Annotated in this window: 25 protein-coding genes; 15 read left to right on the top strand and 10 right to left on the bottom strand. The window is 39.6% G+C overall.

The features are described 5' to 3' along the window. Positions 1-24: 24 nt before the first annotated feature. Positions 25-630, bottom strand: coding sequence for a bifunctional nicotinamidase/pyrazinamidase (pncA, locus tag OA84_RS08395; RefSeq protein WP_039344723.1), 606 nt, complete (start codon positions 628-630; stop codon positions 25-27). Positions 631-750: 120 nt separating this feature from the next. On the opposite strand from pncA, the gene OA84_RS08390 reads away from it, so the two are divergent. The 3 genes from OA84_RS08390 to OA84_RS08380 are packed head-to-tail and all read left to right on the top strand — an operon-like array spanning position 751 to position 2,293. Continuing rightward, positions 751-1,287 carry a YfiT family bacillithiol transferase gene (locus tag OA84_RS08390; RefSeq protein WP_039344721.1) on the top strand — a complete coding sequence of 179 codons (537 nt, stop codon included), beginning with the start codon at positions 751-753 and terminating at the stop codon, positions 1,285-1,287. A gap of 37 nt (positions 1,288-1,324) precedes the next feature. Further along, complete coding sequence (ytxJ, locus tag OA84_RS08385) at positions 1,325-1,699, top strand: bacillithiol system redox-active protein YtxJ (RefSeq protein WP_039344719.1); 375 nt, start codon at positions 1,325-1,327, stop codon at positions 1,697-1,699. Between the two features lie 3 nt (positions 1,700-1,702). Beyond that, on the top strand, positions 1,703-2,293 hold the full coding sequence (locus OA84_RS08380; protein ID WP_039344713.1) for a Crp/Fnr family transcriptional regulator: 591 nt from the start codon (positions 1,703-1,705) through the stop codon (positions 2,291-2,293). 45 nt (positions 2,294-2,338) lie between these two features. Here OA84_RS08380 and OA84_RS08375 read toward each other — a convergent pair whose 3' ends face one another. Then, positions 2,339-3,205, bottom strand: a complete 867-nt coding sequence (locus OA84_RS08375) for a sigma-70 family RNA polymerase sigma factor (protein WP_039344711.1) — start codon at positions 3,203-3,205, stop codon at positions 2,339-2,341. 432 nt (positions 3,206-3,637) lie between these two features. Between OA84_RS08375 and OA84_RS08370 the strand changes: the two genes are divergently transcribed. Both OA84_RS08370 and OA84_RS08365 read left to right on the top strand, forming a co-directional pair. Continuing rightward, positions 3,638-4,501, top strand: a complete 864-nt coding sequence (locus tag OA84_RS08370; protein ID WP_039344709.1) for an aldo/keto reductase — start codon at positions 3,638-3,640, stop codon at positions 4,499-4,501. Positions 4,502-4,641: 140 nt separating this feature from the next. Continuing rightward, the gene (locus OA84_RS08365) at positions 4,642-4,998 is read left to right on the top strand and encodes an RNA recognition motif domain-containing protein (protein ID WP_039344707.1); all 357 of its coding nucleotides are present in this window, start codon (positions 4,642-4,644) and stop codon (positions 4,996-4,998) included. 69 nt (positions 4,999-5,067) lie between these two features. Here OA84_RS08365 and OA84_RS08360 read toward each other — a convergent pair whose 3' ends face one another. The 3 genes from OA84_RS08360 to OA84_RS08350 are packed head-to-tail and all read right to left on the bottom strand — an operon-like array spanning position 5,068 to position 8,012. Further along, positions 5,068-6,867 carry a DUF4153 domain-containing protein gene (locus OA84_RS08360; RefSeq protein WP_052252153.1) on the bottom strand — a complete coding sequence of 600 codons (1,800 nt, stop codon included), beginning with the start codon at positions 6,865-6,867 and terminating at the stop codon, positions 5,068-5,070. Between the two features lie 25 nt (positions 6,868-6,892). Beyond that, positions 6,893-7,405, bottom strand: a complete 513-nt coding sequence (locus OA84_RS08355) for a BlaI/MecI/CopY family transcriptional regulator (RefSeq protein WP_039344706.1) — start codon at positions 7,403-7,405, stop codon at positions 6,893-6,895. A 7-nt stretch (positions 7,406-7,412) separates the two neighbouring features. Further along, positions 7,413-8,012 carry a phosphatase PAP2 family protein gene (locus OA84_RS08350; RefSeq protein ID WP_039344704.1) on the bottom strand — a complete coding sequence of 200 codons (600 nt, stop codon included), beginning with the start codon at positions 8,010-8,012 and terminating at the stop codon, positions 7,413-7,415. Between the two features lie 164 nt (positions 8,013-8,176). Between OA84_RS08350 and pdhA the strand changes: the two genes are divergently transcribed. The 8 genes from pdhA (at position 8,177) to OA84_RS08310 (ending at position 17,344) form a co-directional block, all read left to right on the top strand. Next, positions 8,177-9,181 (top strand): pyruvate dehydrogenase (acetyl-transferring) E1 component subunit alpha, encoded by a 1,005-nt coding sequence (pdhA, locus tag OA84_RS08345; protein WP_039344702.1) that lies wholly within the window; start codon positions 8,177-8,179, stop codon positions 9,179-9,181. 91 nt (positions 9,182-9,272) lie between these two features. After that, positions 9,273-10,919 carry a 2-oxo acid dehydrogenase subunit E2 gene (locus tag OA84_RS08340; RefSeq protein WP_039344700.1) on the top strand — a complete coding sequence of 549 codons (1,647 nt, stop codon included), beginning with the start codon at positions 9,273-9,275 and terminating at the stop codon, positions 10,917-10,919. Positions 10,920-11,029: 110 nt separating this feature from the next. Further along, complete coding sequence (locus tag OA84_RS08335; RefSeq protein ID WP_039345917.1) at positions 11,030-11,704, top strand: ABC transporter ATP-binding protein; 675 nt, start codon at positions 11,030-11,032, stop codon at positions 11,702-11,704. 55 nt (positions 11,705-11,759) lie between these two features. Further along, positions 11,760-12,437, top strand: coding sequence for a RadC family protein (gene radC / locus OA84_RS08330; protein ID WP_039344698.1), 678 nt, complete (start codon positions 11,760-11,762; stop codon positions 12,435-12,437). Beyond that, positions 12,434-13,312 (top strand): hypothetical protein, encoded by an 879-nt coding sequence (locus tag OA84_RS08325; RefSeq protein ID WP_039344696.1) that lies wholly within the window; start codon positions 12,434-12,436, stop codon positions 13,310-13,312. The genes radC and OA84_RS08325 overlap by 4 nt, the downstream gene beginning before the upstream one ends. Before the next feature lie 30 nt (positions 13,313-13,342). Continuing rightward, positions 13,343-13,852, top strand: a complete 510-nt coding sequence (locus OA84_RS08320; protein ID WP_039344694.1) for a DUF7935 family protein — start codon at positions 13,343-13,345, stop codon at positions 13,850-13,852. Between the two features lie 5 nt (positions 13,853-13,857). After that, a complete protein-coding gene (locus tag OA84_RS08315; RefSeq protein ID WP_039344691.1) occupies positions 13,858-14,469 on the top strand; it encodes an inorganic pyrophosphatase in 612 nt (203 codons plus the stop codon). Positions 14,470-14,611: 142 nt separating this feature from the next. After that, positions 14,612-17,344, top strand: a complete 2,733-nt coding sequence (locus OA84_RS08310; RefSeq protein WP_039344689.1) for a sodium-translocating pyrophosphatase — start codon at positions 14,612-14,614, stop codon at positions 17,342-17,344. A gap of 62 nt (positions 17,345-17,406) precedes the next feature. Here OA84_RS08310 and OA84_RS08305 read toward each other — a convergent pair whose 3' ends face one another. Beyond that, positions 17,407-18,309, bottom strand: coding sequence for a CorA family divalent cation transporter (locus OA84_RS08305; RefSeq protein ID WP_039344687.1), 903 nt, complete (start codon positions 18,307-18,309; stop codon positions 17,407-17,409). A gap of 86 nt (positions 18,310-18,395) precedes the next feature. Between OA84_RS08305 and OA84_RS08300 the strand changes: the two genes are divergently transcribed. After that, a complete protein-coding gene (locus OA84_RS08300) occupies positions 18,396-19,418 on the top strand; it encodes a 3-oxoacyl-ACP synthase III family protein (RefSeq protein WP_039344685.1) in 1,023 nt (340 codons plus the stop codon). Between the two features lie 265 nt (positions 19,419-19,683). Here OA84_RS08300 and OA84_RS08295 read toward each other — a convergent pair whose 3' ends face one another. The 4 genes from OA84_RS08295 to OA84_RS08280 form a co-directional block, all read right to left on the bottom strand. Further along, positions 19,684-19,866 carry a hypothetical protein gene (locus tag OA84_RS08295; RefSeq protein WP_039344683.1) on the bottom strand — a complete coding sequence of 61 codons (183 nt, stop codon included), beginning with the start codon at positions 19,864-19,866 and terminating at the stop codon, positions 19,684-19,686. A 102-nt stretch (positions 19,867-19,968) separates the two neighbouring features. Next, positions 19,969-20,811 (bottom strand): isoaspartyl peptidase/L-asparaginase, encoded by an 843-nt coding sequence (locus OA84_RS08290; protein ID WP_039344682.1) that lies wholly within the window; start codon positions 20,809-20,811, stop codon positions 19,969-19,971. A 67-nt stretch (positions 20,812-20,878) separates the two neighbouring features. Further along, a complete protein-coding gene (locus OA84_RS08285; RefSeq protein WP_039344680.1) occupies positions 20,879-21,229 on the bottom strand; it encodes a hypothetical protein in 351 nt (116 codons plus the stop codon). 123 nt (positions 21,230-21,352) lie between these two features. After that, the gene (locus OA84_RS08280) at positions 21,353-22,240 is read right to left on the bottom strand and encodes a cyanophycinase (protein ID WP_039345914.1); all 888 of its coding nucleotides are present in this window, start codon (positions 22,238-22,240) and stop codon (positions 21,353-21,355) included. A gap of 198 nt (positions 22,241-22,438) precedes the next feature. On the opposite strand from OA84_RS08280, the gene cphA reads away from it, so the two are divergent. After that, entirely contained in the window at positions 22,439-25,060 is a 2,622-nt protein-coding gene (gene cphA, locus OA84_RS08275) for a cyanophycin synthetase (protein WP_039344677.1), read from the top strand. Positions 25,061-25,173: the final 113 nt, after the last annotated feature.

Raw genomic sequence — 25,173 nt, 5'->3', positions numbered from 1 at the left:
AAGGGGAAATTTTTTAATTAATTTTTAGCCTAAAACCGTCACCGTGTTTTGAAGCATTTCGAAAATAGCATCTTTACCATTATCCGGTTTTACATTCACCGCGCGCGTTCCGTTGAAATGTAGACACGTAACATATCCGAGTTGCGCCGCGTCCAGGCAGGTAAACTTCACGCAATAATCAAGCGCAAGCCCCACAATTTCCAGCAACTGGATGTCATGATACTTTAAAAAATCATCAAGGCCGGTTTTTACAAAGTGATTATTGTCCTGAAATCCGCTGTAGCTGTCGAATTCAGCATTGGTTCCTTTCCGGACAATATGCGTCACTTTTTCGCGGTTTAAATCCGGGTGAAAATCCGCGCCGTGCGTTCCCTGCACGCAATGGTCGGGCCACATAAATTGCGGAATGCCATTTAAAATAATGGTTTCACCCACTTTTTTTCCGTTGTTGGAGGCAAAACTTTTATGGTCTGCGGGATGCCAGTCCTGGGTGAGAACAATTTCGTCATATTCATTATCCTGCATCAGAAGGTTGATGTACGGAATTATTTCATTAGCGCCGGGCACCGCAAGCGCGCCACCTTCGCAAAAATCGTTTTGAACATCAACTATAATCAGGGCTTTTTTCATATTTATTAAATTTTGTAAATCAGAAGAGATTACGTATTTTTTGTAGTAAATTTACAGAACTAAACACAAATCGCCCGCCAATTCTGTGGCTGCGCCAAATAGTCTAACTGAAGAATTAAAATGGACAATATTGAACAAAAAAAATATCCAATCGGCAGATTTCCGAAACCTTCGGAAATTTCTGACCAGCAGATCGATGGCTATATCAAGACTTTGAAAGACTTTCCGAATAAGTTGAAAAACGTGGTAGAGTCCTGGACGGATGAGCAATTGGATACGCAATACCGCGAAGGCGGCTGGAAAGTCCGGCAGCTGGTCAATCATCTTGCGGACAGCAGCATGAACAGTTACATGCGCTTTAAACTGGCTTTAACAGAGGAAAATCCGACCATAAAACCATATGATGAACAGCAATGGGCGGAACTTCAGGACAGTTTCAGCATTGAAATTAAACCTGCAATACAAACGCTGAAAGGCGTACATAAACGTTGGGTGTACGAGCTGAAATCCTTAACCAATAAAGAATTCGAAAGTACGTTTTTTCATCCGGGTCAAAATAAAAGCATCAGCCTGAGAGAAAATCTCGCTTTCTGCGCCTGGCATTGTGACCATCATTTTGCCCACATCGACCAGTTAAAAAAAGAAAAAAACTGGTAAAAAGCGGCATATTTTTACGAATTAAAATTTTTGATTTATGAGTTTTTTTGATAAAATATTTAGCAGCGACAGTTCCGCAAATTCTTCAGATACGTTTTGGAAAAATATTCAGTCCGAAGAAGATTTAGATAAAGCAATTGCGGAATCTAACGATAAAAAAGTGGTAATTTTCAAACATTCCACACGGTGCCAAATCAGTAAAAGGGTTTTAAGCAATTTTGAATCGGAAGTGAAAGCTTCGGACAAAGATGCAACGTATTATTTCTTGGATTTAATAAAATACCGCCCGATTTCAAATAAAATTGCTGACGATCTGGATGTTACGCATCAAAGTCCACAGATCATTGTCTTAGAAAACGGAAAAGCAGTGAAAAACGCGTCGCACAGCAATATTTCTTTAAGTTTAGTTTAACCGATGAATAATATTACAACTTATCTTTCTGAGGTTTTAGAAGTTCCGAAAGATTTAATGGATCCTTGCAGCGCGCATTATTCGATGAAAAATGTGGCAAAAAATGAAATTTTGCTGCAGCCGGGCGATGTTTGCCGCGAAACTTATTTCGTGGAGAAAGGTTTGTTGCGAATGTATTCCATCGACAGAAACGGCAAAGAACACATCATACAGTTTGCGCCAGAAAGCTGGCTGATTTCAGACCGAAGTTCGCTTTACTTCAATGAAAAATCGGATTATTACATCGACGCCACGGAAGATTCCCAGGTTTTGTTGCTAAAAGATGATTTCTTTTCGCGTATGATGGAGAAATTTCCGCAAACCGCAGAAAATAACGATTTGCTTTTGCAGAAACACATCCGCAATCTGCAAAACCGCGTAAATTCTTTGCTGGCCGACACTGCAGAAGAGCGTTATATGACTTTCATTAAAATGTATCCGGATATTTTGCAGCGCGTTCCGCAGTGGATGGTGGCGAGCTATTTGGGAATTACACCAGAAAGTTTGAGTCGTGTGCGTAAAGAATTGGCCAGGAAAAATTTTCAGACTTCATAAAAAAAAGGAACTCAATTGAGTTCCTTTTCTATTTTATCTAAAAATTTATTTACCTAAATAAGATTTCAAAATCTTGCTTCGGGTATTGTGTTTCAGTCTTTTTATCGCTTTTTCTTTAATCTGGCGAACGCGTTCTCTTGTCAGGTCGAAAGTTTCACCAATTTCTTCCAAAGTCATCGGATGTTTGCCGTTCAAACCGAAATAAAGTCGGACAAGATCGGCTTCACGTGGCGTTAAAGTCTGCAAAGCTCTTTCGATTTCAATTTGAAGTGATTCCAACATCAAATCTTTATCAGGACTTGGAGATTCACCGGAACGTAAAACGTCGTATAAGTTAGAATCTTCACCTTCCACAAGCGGCGCATCCATCGATAAATGTCGCCCGGAATTTTTCATTGATTCCTTGATGTCGTCTTCGCTCATATCCAGAACTTCCGCTAATTCTTCCGGAGACGGCGGTCTTTCATTTTCCTGCTCAAGGTGCGCGTACGCTTTGTTGATCTTGTTAATGGAACCAATTTTATTCAATGGCAAACGTACAATTCTGGACTGTTCTGCCAGCGCCTGTAAAATAGATTGGCGAATCCACCACACCGCGTAGGAAATAAATTTAAAACCTCGGGTTTCATCGTATCTTTTCGCGGCTTTCATCAAACCGAGATTTCCTTCGTTAATCAAATCGGGTAGGGAAAGACCCTGATTTTGGTATTGTTTAGAAACAGAAACCACGAAACGCAAGTTGGCTTTTATTAGTTTTTCCAGCGCCACACGGTCGCCGGCGCGGATTTTTTGTGCCAATTCTACTTCTTCATCGGCCGTTATCAAATCAACTTTTCCAATTTCCTGCAAATACTTGTCAAGCGAAGCGGTTTCTCTGTTGGTAACCTGTTTGGTAATTTTTAATTGTCTCATGTAGTAAATAGGGTCCACTTTAGGACTGCAATAGATTATACGCTGAGAAGTGCAGAAAGGTTACAAAGTTTTTATTATATTACCGTTAAGCTTTTAAAAACAAATTTTTTCGGTGTTTTAACGGCAAATTTTTTATTTTTTTTGGGCGACTATTGCGCCTTCCGTTCCCTCCCGATTTTACATCGGGATCCAGTCAAGTCGGGTCGCACCGCTCTTGAAACATTTTAGTTTAAACAAAAATAGCTGCTATTTCGGGAGATTTTTCACTTTTAACAAAACCGAAAAAAAACCGCCATTTAGCACAAAATTTTTCAAAGAAAATAAACCGCCTTAAAACGGGCATTTTTTCAGAAATTAAAAAAGCTTTCAAACAGCAATATTCAAAACCAAAAAAAACCGCCTTAAAGCGGCAAATTTTTCTAAATTGTACTCATGAATTTTTCTCCAATTATCATAGGAACCATGCGCTGGGGAATTTGGGGCGCCAATCATTCCACGCGCGACGTGCAAAATCTCATCGAAACTTCGCTCGCAGAAAATCTCACGACTTTCGACCACGCCGATATTTACGGCGATTATACGACCGAAAAACTTTTCGGCGATGCTTTTTCAGAAATGAAAATCGACCGCACTTCTGTACAGTTTATTTCAAAATGTGGAATCGAAATGCCTTGTAGCAACCGCGATTTTAAGGTGAAATCTTATAATTATTCAAAAGAACATATTTTAAAATCTGTCGACACCAGTTTGGAAAATTTAAAAACCGATTTTCTGGATGTTCTTTTGCTGCACCGCCCGTCACCATTAATGAATCCGACCGAAATCGCAGAAACTTTTTCAATCTTGCGCGAAGAAAAAAAAGTGAAACATTTCGGTGTTTCCAATTTTTCACCGTTGCAGTTTGATTTGATTAACGACGCTTTTCCTTTAATTACAAACCAGGTAGAAATTTCGATAAACGAAACAAAAGCTTTTTACGACGGAACTTTAGACCAAATGATGCTTAAAAACCTACAGCCAATGGCATGGTCGGTTTTAGGAAATTATTTTACCGGCATTTCTGACCAAAATTTGCGAATTAAGAAAGTGACTTCAGAACTTTCAGAAAAATACCACGCGGAAGAAAACCAGATTTTACTGGCGTTTATTTTAAAACATCCCGCACGTATACTGCCTGTAATCGGAACTTCGCGCGCGGAAAAGATAGTGGAGCTGAAAAAATCTCTGGATTTAGAACTTGACCGGGAAGATTGGTTTTGGCTTTTGGAAGCGAGCAGTGGAAAAGAAGCTGACTAAAATAAACGCAAAAATAATTGCATATGTAATAAAATATTGTATCTTGCAACCGTTTTTATATCCTGAAATCAATTTTTGTTCATCAATTGTTGACTTTCAACTATAATTTCAACAGTATTAATAATTAATTTTTTTTTAAGATGAACATTTTTGTTTCAAACATTAACTACGCAACACAAGAACAGTCGTTGCAAGATTTATTTTCAGAATTTGGTGACGTACAGTCTGCCAAAATCATTACGGACAGAGAAACTGGGAGATCAAGAGGATTTGGTTTCGTAGAGATGAGCGACGAAGATGGCAAAAACGCTATCGAAGCTCTAAACGGGAAAGAATTGGATGGTAAAGAACTTAACATTTCTGAAGCTAAGCCAAGAGAAGACAAACCAAGAAGAAGCTTTGACAACAACCGTTCTGGCGGTGGTGGTTACGGAGGTGGAAATCGTGGTGGTGGAAGCGGATACGGTGGTTCAAGCCGTGGCGGTTCTAACTGGTAAGATTTACCTTTATAAACATAAGCGACTTTTTAAAGTCGCTTTTTTTTGTTCTTTTTTTAGAGTAATTTTTTAGTTTTTCTTGATGAGAATTAGGATAGACTCTGAATTAATTACAAACTCTGCGCCTTTCCCAGCTGCATTTACCAAAATAATCGAATCAAGCATAATCTTATACTCGTAACCATCAATGTTTTTGATGAAGAAGAGATTGTCCACGAAATTTTCGCCATGTTTAGGATAATTGCTAAATAGTTGTAAAAGTTCAGGAACCAAATTATAGTTTTTGCCGTTCACTTTTAAATTCAGTTCCGAGCCAAACTGGCTAACTGGCATCTTAATTTCCACCGAATTATTTTCAAAATCAAAATAATTTCGCTTATAATTATAGACTTTGAAAAGATATTGATAGGTGGAAATATCTGCGGTGAAAGTTCTTGCAATTAATGTAGTATTATTTGAAACTTGCGCCGGTACGGGAGCATTAAGATCATAGCTTACATTTTTAAATTCGCTACGAATGAGATTAGCAATCTGATAAAAATTACGATCGTCTATCGCGCCGATAAGATTTTTCTGCAGATTAGCGGGCAGTAAGGGCAATACATATTTAATTTCTTTTCTCACCACCAAAAATTTGATCTTATTCGCAATTTCATCTGCGACATCACTTTTTACTTTGCTCGAAAAATCAATCGTTTTCGTATCGACCAACTTATTTTCTGTGAGAATTTTGGTGAGTTCACTTTTCTGACTGCGTTTTGCAGTTGAAAAAGCATTAAAATAAGGAAAAATCAAAGCAAATAAACCAAAAGCGAACAAACTGATCGGTACAAATTTAATTGTCGGGCGCGAAATAAAAATAAAGTAAAATACAACTGACGTAAGCCAAAGCGCGATAATCAGAACGAAATATCTTGGTTCGGTGTAGCCGTACTCTAAAATTCTGGTAAAAATTGCGGTGAAAAGCAATATAATTAAAGGAATCAGCGTGTAATAAAATATTTTCGAAAACATTTTTACCCATGATTTAGCAGAATTTTCCTTTAACGGATGCACGAGTAGAATTGCGAAAATTCCTACTACAGAATAAGCAAGGATTAAATAGGAAACCCAACCACGCGGCAATTCCCAATTGATAAGGATTTTCGCGGAATAGAAGTATAAGATAATTGCGTATATAATTAAAAGCGGGATGAGAATGTACTGTGTGAAAAATTTCAGCACAAGCGGATAATCACCATTGCGCTCTAAATATTGCAAGCCTTTTTCATTAAAAAGCAGGAAAATAAAACAGCTTCCGAAGATGGAAAAAAAAGTAAAGATGTAACCGTAATAACGTTGGTCGAAATTGAAATCGAAAAGCTGGTCGACCGCCAAAATTGCCAATAGAACTCCGCCCGTTAGAACGCCGGTAAATATGCCTGTCAGAAAAGTATTGATGAAAAGATTCTTGTTATACTGCCAAAAATTCAGCTCTTTATTTTTTCCGATGAACGCTACGAAAGACACCAAAAGATGTGAGAGCAGGAAAACCGGAATCAGCACAAACGCGTAAACTTCGGTAAAATCTTTTTCTCGAGCAGGTAAAATAAAGTAAATAACGACCAGAACTAAAATGCCGATTAACTGTAAAACCAGTTCGCGCCCAATTCTTTGCGAAAGCATTTTAAGCCCGAAAAAAAGCGAGATTCCCAACGCTGAAACCAGCGCTACTTTTAGAAATTCAAAAGTCGGTTCAGTCTTCGGAACGTTTGACTCTACAAAACAAATCATTGAAATGGCAGAAATGAATGCCATGACCAAAACCATAGCATAGTTTTGAAATACAGCACCGGTTTTTCCTAAAATATCCTTCAATTTGTTCAGCATTTTTTGTTGTAAAAAATTAGATTTTTTAGTTATCTTTTTTCTTTTTCTTGCTTTTCTTCTTCTCGGCTTTATTTTTTTTCTTGCCTTCTTTGTCGGTTTTTTTTGCTTTTGGCGCAGTAATTTCCGCAATGAAATCGCTGATGTCGGATTCGTTTTCTTCTTTTTTGTGCGTGGAATGAAGCGTAGTTTTTACTTCAAAAAAATCCTGGAAATCCACCGGCGCAATTAACTTTTCTTTGAACATCATTTTCAGCAGGTTTTTTGCGGAATTTTCGCAGTAATGCGCCAGAAAATTCTGAAGCTTAAATTTCCTGTATTCTTCGAACGGAACTGCGACCGAATATCTGAAAACTCTGCCTTCACGTGTTGAGGAAACAAATTCTTTTTCAAGTAAAATTTTCAGAAAGGTAGAAATGGTATTTGGATGCGGTTTCGGCTCAGGATAAGATTCAATAATTTCCCGCATATAAGCGGAATTTAGTTTCCACAAAACATTCATTAGTTGTTCTTCGCCGGCAGTTAATTCGCTAATTTTCATGATTTTTTTAGGTTAATTGAATCTGGACATAAAGGTAAATAAAAGAAATTGCAGTGGCGATTACCGCGCCCGAAATTACTTCGGCCCACGTGTGTCTTTTTAAAACAACTCTGCTAACCGCAACTGCCGCTGTAATGATGATCCAACCAGCGCCAAGCAACGGATCTAAAGTGAACATCAGCGCAGCGACAAAAACATTTAAAGCGGTATGCATGGAGCTTTTAATAAAGTAATTGCTGATCTGTAAAATTATCAGCAAAATCAAAAGGAAAAACAGCACCCAATCTACACGCTCGAAACGGAAGAAAACGTACATTAAATAAATGATGATGGCGCCGGCGATAAAGAAATATAAGTTCTTGCGTTGATGCCGGTCGGAGACATCGGTATCTGAAAATTCACCGCTTTTCACTTTCCAGAAAATCCAGCCGGAAATCGGGGCAATTATCAGAAAAAAAATCGGTAAAAAATTCTGGAAAGCTTCCTTTAAACCTAAATTTTTAATGCTGAATAAAACGAAATAAATGACCAGAGAATTCATCGGATTGAAAAAATTCGAAAGCCATTTGGAAACGCGTTCTGAAGTTTTCGTGGAAGATTCTGTCATAAATATTTTTATGTGACCAAAAGTAATATTTTTAAATAACTAAAACCTGACAATTGTCCTGCTATGCTACCTATAAAGACAAAGTTTTTTATTATTTTTGCTGAATATTTATAACCAACACAAGCCGAAAGGTGAGGTGCCTATTAAAATAGCAAAATCAACACATGAAAGAATTTTCGAAAGAAGTCTACCTGCAGTGGTATGAAGACATGACGATGTGGAGAAGATTTGAAGACAAATGCCGGTCGCTCTATCTCAAACAGAAAATCAGAGGTTTTTTACATTTATATAACGGTCAGGAAGCGATTCCAGCCGGATTTACCCACGCCATGGATTTGTCCAAAGACAGCATGATCACGGCGTACCGTTGCCACATTCACCCGATGGCGATGGGCGTAGACCCGAAAAGAATTCTTGCGGAACTTTGTGGTAAAGCAACGGGAACTTCAGGTGGAATGGGCGGCTCAATGCACATTTTCAGCAAAGAAAAAAGATTTTATGGCGGCCACGGTATTGTTGGCGGGCAGATTCCACTAGGTGCAGGTATCGCTTTTGCGGATAAATATTTTGAAACCGGTGGCGTAAACATTTGTTTCTTCGGCGATGGTGCGGCGCGTCAGGGTTCACTTCACGAAACTTTCAATATGGCGATGAACTGGAAATTACCTGTGGTTTTTGTGGTTGAAAATAACCAGTATGCAATGGGAACTTCGGTTAAAAGAACCGCGAACCACGAAGATATTTATAAATTAGGTTTAGGTTACGAAATGCCGTGTTTACCAGTAGACGCAATGGATCCTGAAAAAGTGGCAGAAGCTGCTTATGAAGCGATTGAAAGAGCAAGACGTGGCGACGGCCCAACTTTCATTGAAGCCAGAACTTACCGTTTCAGAGGTCACTCGATGTCTGATGCGGAACCTTACAGAAGCAAGGAAGAAGTTGCGGAAAACAAAAAAGACGATCCAATTGAAATCGTAAAACATAAAATTTTATCACAAAACTGGGCGACTGAAGATGAGTTGACTGCTATCGATGAAAAATCGAAAGATTTTGTGGAAGAATGTGTAGAATTTATGGAGCAGTCACCTTATCCGGATGAATCTAAAATCTACGATTACGTGTACGCACAGGAAGATTATCCGTTCGTGAACAAGCTTGAAAATAACTAAATCAATTTGAAGAATTGAGATTTTTTGCCAAATTACCTCGGTATTTATTGGCTAAGCTCTTCTTCATTTTAATATAAAACAAATCAAAAATATGGCAGAAGTAATTACAATGCCCCGTCTTTCTGATACAATGACCGACGGTAAGGTGGCGAAATGGCACAAGAAAGTAGGTGATGCTGTCAAAGAAGGCGATATCCTGGCCGAAATTGAAACCGATAAAGCCGTACAGGATTTCGAATCTGAATTTAACGGAACACTGCTTTACGTAGGAACCGAAGAAGGCGGTTCATCTCCCGTAGATTCTGTTCTAGCGATCATCGGTGAGCCTGGTGAAGATATTTCCCAGCTTACAGGTGGAAATGCTGATGTAGGTGTTTCCCCGAAAGAAGAAGAAAAGAAAATAGACGAAGAACATAAAACAGAAAACGAATCGAGTAGTATTGAAGAAACAACTGCGGAAATTCCTGCAGGTGTGGAAGTAATTACAATGCCAAGACTTTCCGATACAATGACCGAAGGTAAAGTGGCAAAATGGCACTTTAAAGTAGGTGATGAAGTAAAAGAAGGTGATGTTCTAGCTGAAATTGAAACCGATAAAGCAGTTCAGGATTTTGAGTCTGAAGTGAAAGGAACTTTGCTTTACGCCAGCGTTGCTGAAGGTGAAGCCAGCCCGGTGGATACCGTTTTAGCAATTATCGGACCTGCGGGAACCGATGTTTCCGGTCTTACAACCGATGGTGCAAAAGAAGCTGCGCCAAAATCTGCCGATTCGGAAAATTCAGAAAAACCTGCTTCTCAGCAGGAAAAAATTGAAACTACATCTTCAGATAACGCAACCGGCGAAAGATTGGCGATTTCACCTTTAGCCAAAAAAATGGCGGAAGATAAAGGTATTGATGTTCAGTCTCTAAAAGGTACTGGTGAAAACGGCAGAATTGTCAAAAAAGATATTGAAAATTATCAGTCTGAAACACCAGCAGCTAAATCGGAAAAAAATGCCGTTTCAGCACCGAAAAATGTTGAAGCTGCAGCGCCTGCTCCAATTAATTTTGTGCAGGGTGAAGATTCCGAAACACCAAACTCCCAGGTTCGGAATATTATCGCGAAACGACTTGCAGAAAGCAAATTTACAGCTCCGCATTATTATCTGATTGTTGAAATCAATATGGATAAAGCAATTGTAGCGCGAAAGGAAATCAATTCTTTACCAGATACTAAGATTTCATTTAATGATATGATTATTAAAGCAACAGCAATTGCTTTAAGAAAACATCCGCAGGTAAATTCAACCTGGAGAGACGATAAAATCATCCACCACGGAAATATTAATGTGGGTGTTGCAGTGGCAATTCCGGACGGATTAGTGGTTCCTGTATTGAAAAATGCGGATCAGATGAACTACAACCAGATTTCTGCTGCAGTGAAAGATATGGCTGGACGAGCAAAATCAAAAGGTTTAAAAGCCAATGAAATGGAAGGTTCTACTTTCTCAATTTCTAATCTTGGAATGTTTGGTATTGAAACTTTTACTTCGATTATCAACCAACCGAATTCTGCAATTCTTTCGGTAGGTGCAATCGTGGAAAAACCAATAGTAAAAGACGGTCAGATCGTGGTCGGAAATGTTATGAAACTTTCTTTAGCCTGTGACCACAGAGTAGTAGACGGCGCAACCGGTGCCGAATTCTTACAGACTTTAAGAACTTATCTGGAACAACCGTTAACGTTGTTGCTCTAATAATTTTCTAAAATAAATAAAAGTCCTTTCCTTATGGTAAGGACTTTTTTTATAGCACAACCATGTTTTTTACCGGCTATTTTACCTTATTTTTTAGTATTTTTGAAACCATGATTAAAGCGCGTAATATTCATAAATCGTACGGCGATTTGGAAGTTTTGAAAGGGGTAGACCTGCACATTGAAGAAGGTGAAGTTATTTCAATTGTTGGTGAGTCCGGTGCCGGAAAATCTACACTTTTGCAGATTTTAGGAACTTTGGATAAACCGACCACACCAAAAAAATTCGATACGCAAATCGATTTGGCTGGACAGTCTTTCATCAATATGAGCGACCGCCAGCTGTCGAGCTTCCGAAACCAGAATATTGGTTTTGTTTTCCAGTTTCACCAGCTTTTACCGGAATTTACAGCGCTGGAAAACGTACTTTTACCAACCAGAATTGCCGGAAAAAACGAAAAAGAATCGCTGGAAAAAGCCTATTCTTTATTCGAAGATTTAAATATCGCGCACCGGATTCACCATAAACCGAACGAAATGTCCGGTGGTGAAGCGCAAAGAACCGCTGTGGCGCGCGCGCTCATCAATTCGCCGAAAATTATTTTTGCGGATGAACCGACCGGAAATCTCGACTCCAAAAATGCGGATGATTTGCACCAACTTTTTTTCGATTTGCGCGACAAATATCATCAAACCTTTGTCATCGTAACACACAACACACATCTTGCAGATACAACCGACCGAAAACTGGTGATGAAAGACGGCATGATAATTCAGGGACTTTAAAATTGAATTAAATTTTATTTCTTAATTTTAAATTCAATTTGTAAATGAGCTGTAAATGTCCATTAAATTACTGGCTGAAGACGACCGACCGAGGGAAAAATTTTTGCTGAAAGGTAAAAATTCGCTTTCTGACGCGGAGTTACTGGCAATAATTATGGGCAGCGGAAACCGCGAAGATTCAGCCGTGGAACTAGCCCGAAAAATACTCAATTCTGTCGGAAATAACTGGCACAATTTATCGGTTTTACAGATTTCTGATCTTACCAAATTCAAAGGTGTTGGCGAAGCAAAAGCCATTTCGATTGTAGCCGCGCTGGAAATCGGACGACGCCGCGCCGCGCAGGAAGTTCCGGAAAAAATCCAGATTACAAACAGCCAGGAAACTTACAAAATTTTAGCACCTTTTTTGGCAGATTTACAAACCGAGGAATTTTGGGCAATTTTCTTAAATCAAAACAACAGAATAATCGGTAAAAGCCGCTTGTCATCCGGCGGAATTAACCAATCCGTGGTTGATATCCGCATTCTTTTCAAAACTGCTTTGGAGCATTTTGCAACGGGTTTGGTTGTAGCGCACAATCATCCGTCGGGAAATCTGAAGCCAAGTCAGGAAGATTTAAAAATCACAAAACAAATCGCGGAAGCCGGTAAAATTCTCAATATTCAGCTGCTGGATCACCTGATTCTTGCGCAAAATTCCTACCTCAGTTTTGCTGATGAAAATTTATTATGATTAAAAAGATTCAGCATTCGGAAATTGATTTTGAGAAATATCAAAATACTTTACAAAATTCCGTTCAGCAAAATTTTTACGCAGAATCTTCTGTTCTAAACCAGCTTTGCGAAAGTTGGGACCTTTTGGTTTTTCGTGATTACGAATTTGTGATGCCCGTTCCGGTGAAGAAAAAATACAGTTTTAAATTTGTCATCATTCCGCTTTTCTGCCAGCAACTTGGGATTTCGGGGCCGCGTTTTGACGCGGATATTGAAGAAAAATTCCGCCTTTATTTGACCAAAAATTACAAAATTATTTATTACGCTTTTCATCATTCCAATGAGTTTAATTCAGATTTAGCGAAAAAGAAAAATTATTTTATTCCAAAATCCGATTATCAAAAGCTTCGAAAAAAATATTTCAAAGGCAGAAAATCGGCGGTTAAAATGGCAAAAAATCTGGTTTTAAAAGAAATTTCATTTGAAGAAAATTTGCCATTTATACAGCATAATTTTAAAGGTTTACCCAAGAAAAGGGATTTAAGGAAATTCATTAATTATCTGAAATTTTTGGAAAAATCTAATTTGCTTAAAATTGTCGGAGCCTTCAAAGAAAATCAAATTATAAGTCTCGCGATCCTGATTTCTACGAATGAAAAACTGTCGCTTTTAGGTTTGGTAAATGACGAAAATTTCAAAGCAGAGAACGGCGCTTCGTTTTTGGTTGATTCACTTTTGCAGGAAAATATCGCGGAGAAATCCTTCGATTTTATGGGTGGCAATATCCGTGGTTTGGAAGTGTTTTTTAAAAGTTTCGGCGCCGAACTTCAGCAGTACGCAATCATCGAAAATTCTCCTAAAGATTTACTTAAAAAACTGCTAAAAAAGGGCTAAAATTCGTAATTTTGTGCTTTCGCAAAAAACATGATTGATTCGCCTTATTTTCCGTACGCTTTTGCCTTGCTTTTGGCGCTGCCTTTTTTAATTTATATGCGGCAGTTTGTGTACACATCCATCAAATTAAAAAAACAGCAGATCAATCTAATGACCGTTAAAGGGCAGTCGGAACAGCGCATTCACGCCTATGAACGCATTACACTTTTTCTGGAAAGACTGAAACCTGCGAACTTGGTTTCGAAATTTGATGAATCTTTGGCGACGCACGAATATCTTTTTTTGCTTGAAAAAACCATTAACGAAGAATTTGATTATAATGCTTCTCAGCAGCTTTATTTAACAAAAAATTCATGGAACAAAGTGGTGAACTGTAAAAATAATATTCTTCATCTGCTTCATAAAACTTATGAAAACCTCAGCAACGAAAGTACATTGCAGGATTTTAAAACGGTTTTTTTGATGAATTACATGAATGAGCAGGATTATATTTCTGCCTCAATCGAAGACTTACGAAAAGAAAACTTAATTGTAAATTAAAATAAATGATACCTAATTTTAAAGCACATCCGTGGCACGGGATTCCGGTCGGCGAGGAAGCTCCAAATGTTGTAAATGTATTCGTGGAAATTGTTCCAAGCGATACGATAAAATATGAAGTTGATAAACAAAGTGGTTATCTGAAAGTTGATCGTCCGCAGCAGTTTTCCAATATTATTCCCGCTTTATACGGTTTTGTACCGCGAACTTACTGCCATGACGAAGTTTTGAAATTAGCAATCGAAAGCGGCGCTACAGATGTTGATTCCGGTGATTTGGATCCGCTGGATATCTGCGTTTTAAGCTCGCATAACATTCATGCGGGCGGTTTGTTGATGGAAGCTATTCCAATTGGAGGTTTTAAAATGATCGACAAAGGTGAAGCTGATGATAAAATTGTAGCGGTGATGAAAGGCGATCACGCTTTCGGTCATTTCCGTGATATTACGGAATTGCCGCAGGCAGAAGTAAAAAGACTGATGCACTATTTCCTGACTTACAAAAATTTGCCAGATGAGCCGGCAAAATGTAGAATTCAGGAAGTTTACGGTGCTGAACATGCTAAAAAAGTGATTACCGCTTCGCAGAAAGATTACGCTGATAAATTCGGCGGATAAATTTTTACGAAAATCGAATATTTATGAGACAAATGCTTGCATTTGTCTTTTTTAATTTAGCAATCTCCACGGATTGTACAAAAAAATGTGTATTTTCGGGTTATATTTAATTTAACAAATAATTAACATTAAACATTAAAATATGGATTTATTTATTTTGGTACCAATCTTTGGTATTCTCGCCTTAATTTACACTTTCGTCCAGAGTGCCTGGGTGCAAAAGCAAAATGCCGGAAACGACCGTATGAAGGAAATCAGCGGTCACATTGCCGATGGTGCGATGGCATTTTTGAAAGCCGAATACAAAATCATGCTTTATTTCGTGGTTATTGTGGCGGTTTTACTTGCATTAATGGGAGCTTCCAATGAAAATTCGCACTGGACAATTGGTGTCTCATTTATTTTAGGGGCCATTCTTTCCGCTTTAGCAGGTTTTATCGGAATGCGTATCGCGACTAAAGCAAATGTTAGAACTGCAGAAGCTGCAAAGACTTCCCTTTCAAAAGCGCTGAAAGTTTCTTTCACCGGCGGTTCTGTAATGGGAATGGGTGTTGCTGGTTTAGCGGTTTTAGGTTTAGGCGGATTATATTTAATCCTGAAACAAATTTTTGCACCTGGTGCCGGCGTGGATTCTGTAGAGATGGAAAGAACCATCGAAATCTTAACAGGCTTTTCTTTGGGTGCTGAATCAATAGCACTTTTTGCGCGTGTTGGTGGTGGTATTTATACAAAAGCTGCTGACGTTGGTGCTGACCTGGTAGGTAAAGTTGAAGCGGGTATTCCGGAAGATGATCCGCGAAACCCTGCAACTATTGCAGACAATGTTGGTGATAACGTAGGTGATGTTGCCGGTATGGGCGCCGATCTGTTCGGTTCTTATGTTGCGACGGTTTTAGCAACGATGGTTTTAGGCCGCGAAACTTTTTCCGATGATGCTTTTGGCGGTTTTGCACCGATTCTTTTACCAATGCTAATCGCTGGTACCGGAATTATTTATTCAATGATCGGTACTTTATTCGTGAAAATCAGCGAAAATACCGAATTGGATACTGCGCCGGTTCAGAATGCTTTAAATCTCGGAAACTGGGGGAGTATTGTGCTTACCGCAATTTCATCTTATTTCCTGGTTAATTATTTAATGCCGGATACAATGTCACTTCGTGGTCATGAATTCACCAAAATGGGTGTTTTCGGCGCCATAATGGTTGGTTTGCTTGTAGGTACGCTGATGAGCATTATTACGGAATATTATACAGCAATGGGCAAACGTCCTGTAAAAAGCATTATCAAGCAGTCTTCAACAGGTCATGCTACCAATATTATCGGTGGGCTATCTGTCGGTATGGAATCTACTTTTCTTCCTATTTTAGTTCTTGCCGGTGGTATTTATGGATCTTATTTATGTGCCGGTCTTTATGGAGTAGCCATTGCTGCTGCCGGGATGATGGCAACTACCGCGATGCAACTTGCAATTGATGCTTTCGGACCGATTGCTGATAACGCAGGTGGAATTGCCGAAATGAGTGAACTACCAAAAGAAGTTCGTGAAAAAACAGATATCTTAGATGCTGTAGGAAACACAACTGCTGCAACCGGAAAAGGTTTTGCAATCGCTTCTGCAGCTTTAACAGCACTTGCTTTATTTGCAGCGTTCGTAGGTATTGCCGGAATTGATGGTATTGATATTTACCGTGCCGATGTTTTAGCCGGATTATTTGTCGGCGCTATGATTCCATTCATTTTCTCTTCTTTGGCGATAAAGGCTGTAGGAGAGGCTGCAATGGCGATGGTAGAGGAGGTTCGCCGCCAGTTCCGTGAAATTCCGGGAATTTTGGAAGGGAAAGCCGTTCCGGAATATGAAAAATGTGTCGCTATTTCTACTGACGCTTCAATTAGAAAAATGTTGCTGCCAGGCGCAATTGCTTTGGTCTCTCCATTATTGATGGGCTTTATTTTCGGTCCTGAAGTTTTAGGTGGATTTTTAGCAGGAGCAACCGTTTCCGGAGTGTTGATGGGTATGTTCCAAAATAACGCCGGTGGCGCTTGGGATAATGCTAAAAAATCTTTCGAAAAAGGCGTAGATATCAACGGACAAATGTATTACAAAGGTTCCGATCCTCATAAAGCTTCTGTAACTGGTGACACTGTTGGTGATCCTTTCAAAGATACTTCTGGTCCGTCGATGAATATTTTAATTAAATTAATGTCAATCGTTTCTTTGGTAATCGCGCCTACACTTGCAGTTTTACATAAAGACACAATCGACAGCAATAGAGCCGAGAAACTGGAATCACTTCAGAAAATGTCCGGCGCTGCTGTTCAGCCGGTTGCTGTTGAAGGTATGGATGCAGGCGTTCCTGCGGCTGTTGCGGTTGGAACTTTAAATGAGGATGGCGATTATGTTTACGACACCGGAAATGTGCAGGAAGTAAAAGTTGGTGATAAATCCATCGTGCTTGGCGAAAACAGCCAGCTGTATGCACTCAATAACGGATTGAAACTGCAGGATAAAGCCCTCTTGGTGCCGGAGCGTTGGTACACGCTGGAAAATTTATTTTTCGAAATCGGCAGCAGTAATTTAAAACCTGGTGCAGAGCAGCAGCTGCAAAATTTAGCTGAAATTTTAAACGCTTATCCAAATGCAAAAATTAAATTAGGTGGTTACACCGATAATAGTGGAAATGAAGATACCAACATGAAACTGTCTAATCTTCGTGCCCAGTCTGCGAAACTGAAATTGCTGGAATTAGGCATCGCTTCAGACCGAATCGAAGCGGAAGGTTACGGCTCTCAATTCCCGGTTTGTCCGGCAAACGACACCGACGAATGTAAAGCACAAAACCGCAGAATTGCAGTTCGTGTTTTAAATTTCTAAAAACTCAAATCAAAAAAAATCCCTGCTAAAAGCGGGGATTTTTCCGTTTTATAAAGTGGCATTTACCAGCCTTTTTTGCGAACATAAACGAAAGTTATAAGCGCGATTACACCCATCACGCCGAGCGTAATAAAATAACCGTTTTTCGCTTCAAGTTCCGGCATCACATCGAAATTCATTCCGTAAATTCCGGCGATAAAAGTAATCGGGAAAAAGTACATGGAATAGATCGCAAGCACTTTCATCACCTGGTTTGCTTTCTGGTCGCTCATCGCCAGAAACATCGAAATTAAGTTCGTCACCTGCGCATTCAAATGATCAAAATCTCCGACGACATCTTTATATTTATCTTTGAGATCCGTAACTGAAGCATCTTTCAAATCCAGCATTTTAAATTTTTCCACCCAAACAGATGAAATATTTAAAATTCTCGCGTTCAGTCCCGATTTTCTTTTCAAACGGTACAAACGACGAATGTGCGTGGAATGATTCGTGTTCTTTAAAAATATCTCGTTTTCAAGCTGGTCCATAATTTCCATCAAATTATTCGACTCGTCATCATACGATTTCATCACCTTTAAAGCCAGATTCAGAGCAATCGTGTCGCGAGAAATATCTTTATTTTCCGGCAGCAGAATTTCTTTTTTAAATTCATAAATACTTCGGTTGTTCATGCGGTGAATTGTGATAATCACTTTATCAAGCAGAAAGACACCGAGTTTTGTTGATACATCGCTGATGGTATTTAAATTCGAGCGTTCCGACTGCGTATTTTCGCGCATCAGAAAAAATTCAACATTTCCGTCCTGCTCGAACTTAGGCAAATGATTCACGTCAACCGTATCTTCCAAAAGCAGGCTGTTGATCTGATATCTTTGCTGCAGATAAGCGAAATCTTCTTCTGTCGGGTGCTCAACATCAACCCACTCGCATTTTGAATTTTTAAAAAGTATTTCTATCGCCATGACACAAATGTAGGATAAAATTAGATTTTTCTGGAAAAAACCGGCAATCGTGCAAAATATTTTATCTTTGTTAAAACCTAAAGTTTATGATAAAAAGTTCCATCAAGGGGATCGGCCATTACGTCCCTGAAAATATAGTGACCAACGATGATTTGTCAAAATTAATGACGACAAATGATGAATGGATTACCGAAAGAACCGGCATCAAAGAACGGCACCACCGCAAAAACCGAAATGACTCCGAAGAAACTACGGCTTTTCTCGGTTTCAAAGCTTCGGAAGCGGCTTTAAAAATGGCCGGACTTGAGGCTAAGGATTTGGATTTTATCGTTTTCGCGACACTTTCGCCGGATTATTTTTTTCCGGGATGTGGAGTTTTGCTTCAGGAAATGTTAGGTTGCGAAACCATCGGCGCGCTGGATGTCCGCAATCAGTGTTCCGGATTTATTTATGCAATGAGCGTGGCGAATGCTTTTATTAAAGCTGGTCAGTATAAAAACATTCTCGTCGTCGGTGCTGAAATTCATTCCTTCGGACTTGATTTTTCTGATGCTGGCCGCGGAGTTTCGGTGATTTTTGGCGATGGTGCCGGCGCTGTAATTTTGTCGGCTTCGGAAGACGAAAACAGCGGCGATATTTTAGCAACGAATATGCATTCCGAAGGAAAACATGCTGAAGAATTGTGTACGAAATTCCCGGGTTCAAAATTTGGCTGGAGCGACCGTATGCGTCTGGAACCTGAAAATGTTACCGATGCGGAAATTTACCCGATAATGAACGGAAATTTTGTCTTTAAACATGCGGTAACACGCTTTCCGGAAACCATGAACGAAGCTTTGCAGCAAGCGGGAAAAACTCCTGAAGATTTGGATATGTTTATTCCACACCAGGCGAATCTGCGTATTTCGCAGTTCGTTCAGCAACGTTTTGGTTTGCCGGACGAAAAAGTGTATAACAACATTCAGCGTTTCGGAAATACCACGGCGGCTTCAATCCCTATTGCTTTGAGCGAAGCGATTCAGGAAGGAAAAATAAAGCGCGGTGATCTGGTTTTGCTTTCAGCTTTTGGAAGCGGATTTACCTGGGGTTCCGTCTTATTTGAATTTTAGAAATAAAAATATTTTAGAAATAAAAATTTGCTGCTAAAACAGCAAATTTTTTTGTTTTTATCTTTAAAAAATCCGCCGCTAAAACAATGAATATTTTCGTTTTCTAAATCAGAAAAAATTTGCTTTTTAAACAGCGAATTTTGTTTTCTAAATCAGAAAAATTTGCCGTTAAAACATCAAATTTTTCTCTTTTTCAAATTTTGAAAAAAAACGCCTTTAAAGCAGCAAATTTTTAACTAAAAAAAATGCGTCAACCGACGCATTTTTATCTTGCTTCAAGCGAATCTTCCACCTGATCTTCATCATCGAAAGCCGCAGAATCTACGCCCGCATTTCGCTTTTCTTCCACGCTGTGCTCTTCTTTGTATTCTTCGCGCTGTTCTTCTTTCTGCGCACAGCTTCCGAAAAATACTCCGCTTAAAACGGCAAATAAAATCAACTTTTTCATAATGATATTTTTAATGTTCCGAAGTGTTCAGCAAAGATTATGCAGTTTTGAAGAATTAAAAATTTTCGGCCTTAAAACAGCAAATCTTTTCTTTTTAAAAAGCTATTCAAAAACTTCGAATTGCTGTCCGTCGAAGCTTGCAAAAACCATGGTCGGATGAGAATCCCGGTGCTGAATATTTCCTAAATGATCAATCGCAATTGCGCCTGCAAAACCATCAATTTCTTTCAGCTCGGCAAATGTTTTGTCGAAAGCTTCACTAATAGACATTCCGTCCGTCACGCGGATTACAATTTTTGCTGCCGTGGCATTACTGACGATATCTTCACCAACTCCAGTGCAGCTTACGCCGCAAAATTTATTTGCAAAATTACCCGCAACGGTCGCGGAATCTGAAATTCTTCCTTCAAGCTCGAAACCTTTTCCGCCCGTAGAAGTTGCAGCAGCAATTTTTCCCCTTTTGTCGAAAGCCACACAACCAACCGTTCCTTTGCCGCCGTTTTTCGATTTTTCTTCGAACTCTCTTCGGCGCTGCGCAGTTTCGGTAGAGTAGTCGGGAAAACCGTTTTTGGTCGCATAGTTTTTAGCTCCCTGATCTCCTAAAACGCGGTCGTCTTCTTTCGTTAAAAATTCCGCGATTTCCACCGGATTTTTCACATTTTGAATATTGATGACGCCCGAGAATTTTTGCGTCTCGCCATTCATCAGCGAAGCGCTCATCCGTATTTTTCCGTCGCTCTGAATTTGCGATCCGGTTCCGGCGTTATAAAGTTCGTCGTCTTCCAGAAGTGTAACGGCAAAAACCGCAGTTTCCGCCGCGCTGTGTGTCTCCAGATAATCAAAAGCTTTTTTGACTATGGATTTTAGTGAATCCTGTTTTGCAACTTTTACTTCGTGACTTTGGTCGCTTTCCGAGAAAAAACCACCGTGAATTATAATTTTCATAGCGTGTATTATTTCTCCAAATATAATTAAACAAAAAAGATATTTTTTTGCTTTAAAAAAGGCAGATTTATTGAATGGCACCACCAAATTCGGCTACCGCCATGCCTGCGGCAATAATTACAACGACACCTACAGCTCCTGCGACCAAACCGATGGTTTTTCCGTAAGAAAATTTCTTTTCGCGAAGCAACAGAACGGAATCCTCAGAAATCGCTTTCGTTTGCCCGTCTTTGTCGGTGTATGTGTATTGGTCACCGTCTTTCCTCAGGTCGGTTACGCGCATTTTTTCATTGTTTTTCAGAGAGATTTCGTAGGTTTTATCTACATCCGGAACGGTCGAAGTAGTATCAGAAACCGCTTTGTAAGAATAGCAATTTACCAGGAACAGAAGTGCGAGAATTGAAGCTAAAGTTTTCATAATGAGTGTTTTTGGTTAAAGTAAAGTTACATTTAATTAAAAAAAACTTGGAATAAAAACAATAAAAAAAACGAAAACTGCGATTTCGTTTAATATTTAAATAATGATAAAATAACTTCTACTTTAATTCACCTGGGGAATTGGGTTGTACTGAGAATTAACGATTGTAAGGTCTTTGGTCTTCAAATCATAAAAATCGTTTTGCGATAATACGTGGACCACAAGATTGTCTATTGAAATCGGTTGGCCAAGCTCAACGTTAGTCAAATTAGTATCTTTAATAAAACGGCCATCCACCAAAATTACAAGCCCGGAACCAATCGCGGTCATATTGTCTTTATAAATGTACAAACCGGTGTCTTCACCCAGACCAATGCCCAAAGTCCGCGGATTGTTTACCACAGCCTGGAACAAACGTCCAATTCTGCCGCGCTGCACGAAATGCGTATCCACAATTACGTTTTCTATAAAACCCAAACCTTGGGTGGTTTTTATTTCACCTTTTAGCAAAGCTTCACCGCTGGAGCCCTGATAAATCATATTTTCGGAAGCTGCTGCGGCACCTGCAGAAGTTCCGGCATAAATGAAATCTTCCTTTAGATATTTCATTAAAATAATATCGTGAAAACGGCTGCCACCTAAAATAGAAGTGAGGCGCAGCTGATCTCCACCGGTAAACATTACGACGTCCGCTGCAGTTGCCCGATCTGTAATGACGTCGCTGTTTGCATGTTCGCGTGTTGTAATGTCTAAAATATTTACGTTTTTAGCGCCTAGAAATTCAAAAGCTTTTTTGTATTCGGGTCCCACGATTTGCGGAATCTGTGAAGCGGTGGTAACAATCTCGATGACGGAATCTTCTTTCAACCGCGATTCGTTGATGATTTTACGGAGGATTCCGCGTTCGAAGAAATTAAGGTTTTTTTCTATATTTTGATCATAATCGGTTTCCGAAAAGCTGCCTTTATTTACTGCACCACCGATAATCATTAATTTTCCAACTGCTTCCATATTTGCAAATGTAGAAAAAAATACCATTTCTGCCGTTAATTTTTCGGAGTTGATTCCGTCTGAAAATGAGCCTTTTTAGCTCCGAAAAAAGGTTTTCAACCAGCGTTGAAAATAATTTTTAACCATTTATTATGCTTTTCTATTATCTTTGATTGTAGAAAAAACATAAAAGCATTAAAAAAAAGACAGTTATTCTCTATGAAAATTGAAAAAATACAAGTTTTACGCGGTCCGAATATTTGGAGCATCAGGCGTCCAAATCTTATTCAGATGCGTTTGGATTTAGAAGAAATAGAACATTTACCAACCAATAAAATACCGGGTTTTCGTGAACGACTGGAACGTTTGATTCCGTCCTTAATTACGCATCGCTGTTCCGAAGGTGTGGAAGGTGGATTTTTTCAGCGCGTAGAAATGGGAACGTGGATGGGCCACGTGATCGAACATATCGCGCTTGAAATTCAGACCGTTGCCGGCATGGATACTGGTTTTGGGCGAACCAGAGAAACGAAAACTCCGGGCGTTTATAATGTGGTTTTCAGTTACCTCGAAGAAAATTCCGGCGTGTACGCGGCAGAGCAATCCGTAGAAATTGCAAGATGTCTTATTGAAAATATTGATTATGACATTGATGCGTGCATCCAGAATTTAAGAGAAATCCGTGAAAGACACCGCTTGGGACCATCAACCGGAAGTATTGTGGAAGAAGCGGTGAGCAGAAGAATTCCATGGATTCGTTTGGGTAGGAATTCTCTTGTTCAGCTCGGATATGGCGTAAATCAGCAAAGATTTCAAGCTACAATTACCGGAAATACCAGCTCCATTGCGGTGGAAATTGCCTGCAATAAAGAACTGACGAAAAGAATGCTGGACCAGGCTGCAATTCCGGTTCCGTCGGGAGATTTGGTTTCCGACGAAGAAGGTTTACGGACCGTTATTGAAAAAATTGGTTATCCGATTGTTTTAAAGCCGCTGGATGGAAACCATGGCAAAGGTTCGTCAATTAACGTTAATGACTTCGAAACTGCTTTAATTGGTCTCCAGCATGCGCAGAATTTTTCACAAAATGTAATTGTAGAACGTTATATCACGGGTTATGATTTCCGCATTTTAGTCATAAACCATAGAATGGTTGCGGCGGCGCGTCGCGTACCGGCACATGTTATAGGCGATGGAAAACTCGACATCCAGGAATTGATCGACAAGGAAAATCTTAATCCGCTTCGCGGCTACGGTCACGAAAAAGTTCTAACTGAAATTACCGTCGATAAAGACACCAACGAGCTGCTGGAAAAACTGCATTATACTTTGGAATCTGTTCCAAAAAACGGTGAAATTGTTTATCTGAAATCTACAGCAAATCTTTCCACCGGCGGAACTTCAATAGATGTTACGGACATGGTTCACCCGGAAAATGTCACCATGGCAGAACGTGTTTCCCGAATAATCGGTCTCGATGTTTGCGGAATCGATATCATGGCAGAAAACCTTACACAACCGCTGAAAGAAAGCGGCGGAGCAATTTTAGAAGTGAATGCTGCACCAGGATTTAGAATGCATTTGGCGCCCAGCGAAGGTTTGCCACGAAATGTCGCTGCGCCTGTTGTTGACATGCTTTATCCACCCGGAAAACCAGCTAAAATCCCAATTATCGCTGTTACCGGAACCAACGGAAAAACAACGACCACCAGATTAATTGCGCACATCGTAAAAAATAACGGTTACCGTGTTGGCTTTACGACATCAGACGGAATTTATATCCAGAACGTGATGCTTACAAAAGGCGATACGACCGGACCGATTTCTGCAGAATTTGTGCTGAAAGATCCAACCGTAGAATTTGCAGTTTTAGAAACAGCGCGCGGCGGAATTTTACGATCCGGTCTGGGCTTTAAATCGTGTGATATTGGCGTTTTGACCAATATTAAAGAAGATCATTTGGGAATGAATGATATTCACAATCTACGCGATTTGACCAAAGTTAAACGTGTGGTGATGGATTCCGTGAAAAAAGATGGTTGGAGCGTAATGAATGCCGACGACGAATATTCGATGCGTTTGATGCCGGAACTGGAATCCCGAGTGGCACTTTTCAGTTTGGATGAAGAAAATCCGCACATGAAAAAATACGCCAAAGAAGGCAAAATTTCCTGTGTTTATGAAGAAGGTTTTATCACCATTAAAAAAGGCGATTGGAAAATCCGGATCATCAAAGCGACACACGTTCCGATTACGATGGAAGCTAAAGCGAAGTTCATGATCGCGAACGTCCTTGCTGCAAGTTTATCCGCATATCTACACGGTTTTGCTATTGACGATATCGCGAATTCACTTCGGACATTTATACCAAGTCCCGCGCTTACTCCAGGAAGGCTGAATATATTTAAATTTAAAAAATTCCAGGTGCTTATTGATTTCGCGCACAATCCAGCGGGGTACGAAGCAATTGAAGAATATCTGAAAAACGTAGAAGCCACGAAAAAAATCGGAATTATTTCCGGTGTTGGCGACCGACGAGATGAAGACATTCGCCAATGCGGAAAAATCGCCGGTAGAATGTTCGATTATATCATCATCCGCAACGAAAAACATTTGCGCGGCCGCACTGAAGATGAAATAAACGAACTCATCATCACCGGAATGCAGCAAGCCGGAAAAAACGTGAGTTATGAAATCATTCCGAAAGAAATAGAAGCACTGAAACATGCAATGAGCATGGCGGAAGAAGGAACTTTCATCACCGCATTAAGCGATGTAGTGACCAATGCGATTGATTTGGTTCAGGAATATCAAAACCGCGAACTTCTTGAAGAAGGGTAGGAATTTCAGAAAAAAATGCCAAAACTCCCGGAATTTTTTCGGGAGTTTTTCTTGGAATTTATTTGCCGCTATTTTGATGTTTTTTCTCCTTTTTGCTGCTTAATAATTAGCAG

The organism is Kaistella solincola, from assembly GCF_000812875.1.
Classification (GTDB): Bacteria; Bacteroidota; Bacteroidia; order Flavobacteriales; family Weeksellaceae; genus Kaistella; species Kaistella solincola.
The sequence above is the reverse complement of the archived record's forward strand: the minus strand, read 5'-3'. Positions and strand labels throughout refer to the sequence as shown.

What these genes read in the sequence shown, in the direction of transcription:
- pncA (WP_039344723.1), bottom strand. Translation starts at nt 630, where the DNA reads ATGAAAAAAGCCCTGATTATAGTTGATGTTCAAAACGATTTTTGCGAA.
- OA84_RS08390 (WP_039344721.1), top strand. Translation starts at nt 751, where the DNA reads ATGGACAATATTGAACAAAAAAAATATCCAATCGGCAGATTTCCGAAA.
- ytxJ (WP_039344719.1), top strand. Translation starts at nt 1,325, where the DNA reads ATGAGTTTTTTTGATAAAATATTTAGCAGCGACAGTTCCGCAAATTCT.
- OA84_RS08380 (WP_039344713.1), top strand. Translation starts at nt 1,703, where the DNA reads ATGAATAATATTACAACTTATCTTTCTGAGGTTTTAGAAGTTCCGAAA.
- OA84_RS08375 (WP_039344711.1), bottom strand. Translation starts at nt 3,205, where the DNA reads ATGAGACAATTAAAAATTACCAAACAGGTTACCAACAGAGAAACCGCT.
- OA84_RS08370 (WP_039344709.1), top strand. Translation starts at nt 3,638, where the DNA reads ATGAATTTTTCTCCAATTATCATAGGAACCATGCGCTGGGGAATTTGG.
- OA84_RS08365 (WP_039344707.1), top strand. Translation starts at nt 4,642, where the DNA reads ATGAACATTTTTGTTTCAAACATTAACTACGCAACACAAGAACAGTCG.
- OA84_RS08360 (WP_052252153.1), bottom strand. Translation starts at nt 6,867, where the DNA reads ATGCTGAACAAATTGAAGGATATTTTAGGAAAAACCGGTGCTGTATTT.
- OA84_RS08355 (WP_039344706.1), bottom strand. Translation starts at nt 7,405, where the DNA reads ATGAAAATTAGCGAATTAACTGCCGGCGAAGAACAACTAATGAATGTT.
- OA84_RS08350 (WP_039344704.1), bottom strand. Translation starts at nt 8,012, where the DNA reads ATGACAGAATCTTCCACGAAAACTTCAGAACGCGTTTCCAAATGGCTT.
- pdhA (WP_039344702.1), top strand. Translation starts at nt 8,177, where the DNA reads ATGAAAGAATTTTCGAAAGAAGTCTACCTGCAGTGGTATGAAGACATG.
- OA84_RS08340 (WP_039344700.1), top strand. Translation starts at nt 9,273, where the DNA reads ATGGCAGAAGTAATTACAATGCCCCGTCTTTCTGATACAATGACCGAC.
- OA84_RS08335 (WP_039345917.1), top strand. Translation starts at nt 11,030, where the DNA reads ATGATTAAAGCGCGTAATATTCATAAATCGTACGGCGATTTGGAAGTT.
- radC (WP_039344698.1), top strand. Translation starts at nt 11,760, where the DNA reads ATGTCCATTAAATTACTGGCTGAAGACGACCGACCGAGGGAAAAATTT.
- OA84_RS08325 (WP_039344696.1), top strand. Translation starts at nt 12,434, where the DNA reads ATGATTAAAAAGATTCAGCATTCGGAAATTGATTTTGAGAAATATCAA.
- OA84_RS08320 (WP_039344694.1), top strand. Translation starts at nt 13,343, where the DNA reads ATGATTGATTCGCCTTATTTTCCGTACGCTTTTGCCTTGCTTTTGGCG.
- OA84_RS08315 (WP_039344691.1), top strand. Translation starts at nt 13,858, where the DNA reads ATGATACCTAATTTTAAAGCACATCCGTGGCACGGGATTCCGGTCGGC.
- OA84_RS08310 (WP_039344689.1), top strand. Translation starts at nt 14,612, where the DNA reads ATGGATTTATTTATTTTGGTACCAATCTTTGGTATTCTCGCCTTAATT.
- OA84_RS08305 (WP_039344687.1), bottom strand. Translation starts at nt 18,309, where the DNA reads ATGGCGATAGAAATACTTTTTAAAAATTCAAAATGCGAGTGGGTTGAT.
- OA84_RS08300 (WP_039344685.1), top strand. Translation starts at nt 18,396, where the DNA reads ATGATAAAAAGTTCCATCAAGGGGATCGGCCATTACGTCCCTGAAAAT.
- OA84_RS08295 (WP_039344683.1), bottom strand. Translation starts at nt 19,866, where the DNA reads ATGAAAAAGTTGATTTTATTTGCCGTTTTAAGCGGAGTATTTTTCGGA.
- OA84_RS08290 (WP_039344682.1), bottom strand. Translation starts at nt 20,811, where the DNA reads ATGAAAATTATAATTCACGGTGGTTTTTTCTCGGAAAGCGACCAAAGT.
- OA84_RS08285 (WP_039344680.1), bottom strand. Translation starts at nt 21,229, where the DNA reads ATGAAAACTTTAGCTTCAATTCTCGCACTTCTGTTCCTGGTAAATTGC.
- OA84_RS08280 (WP_039345914.1), bottom strand. Translation starts at nt 22,240, where the DNA reads ATGGAAGCAGTTGGAAAATTAATGATTATCGGTGGTGCAGTAAATAAA.
- cphA (WP_039344677.1), top strand. Translation starts at nt 22,439, where the DNA reads ATGAAAATTGAAAAAATACAAGTTTTACGCGGTCCGAATATTTGGAGC.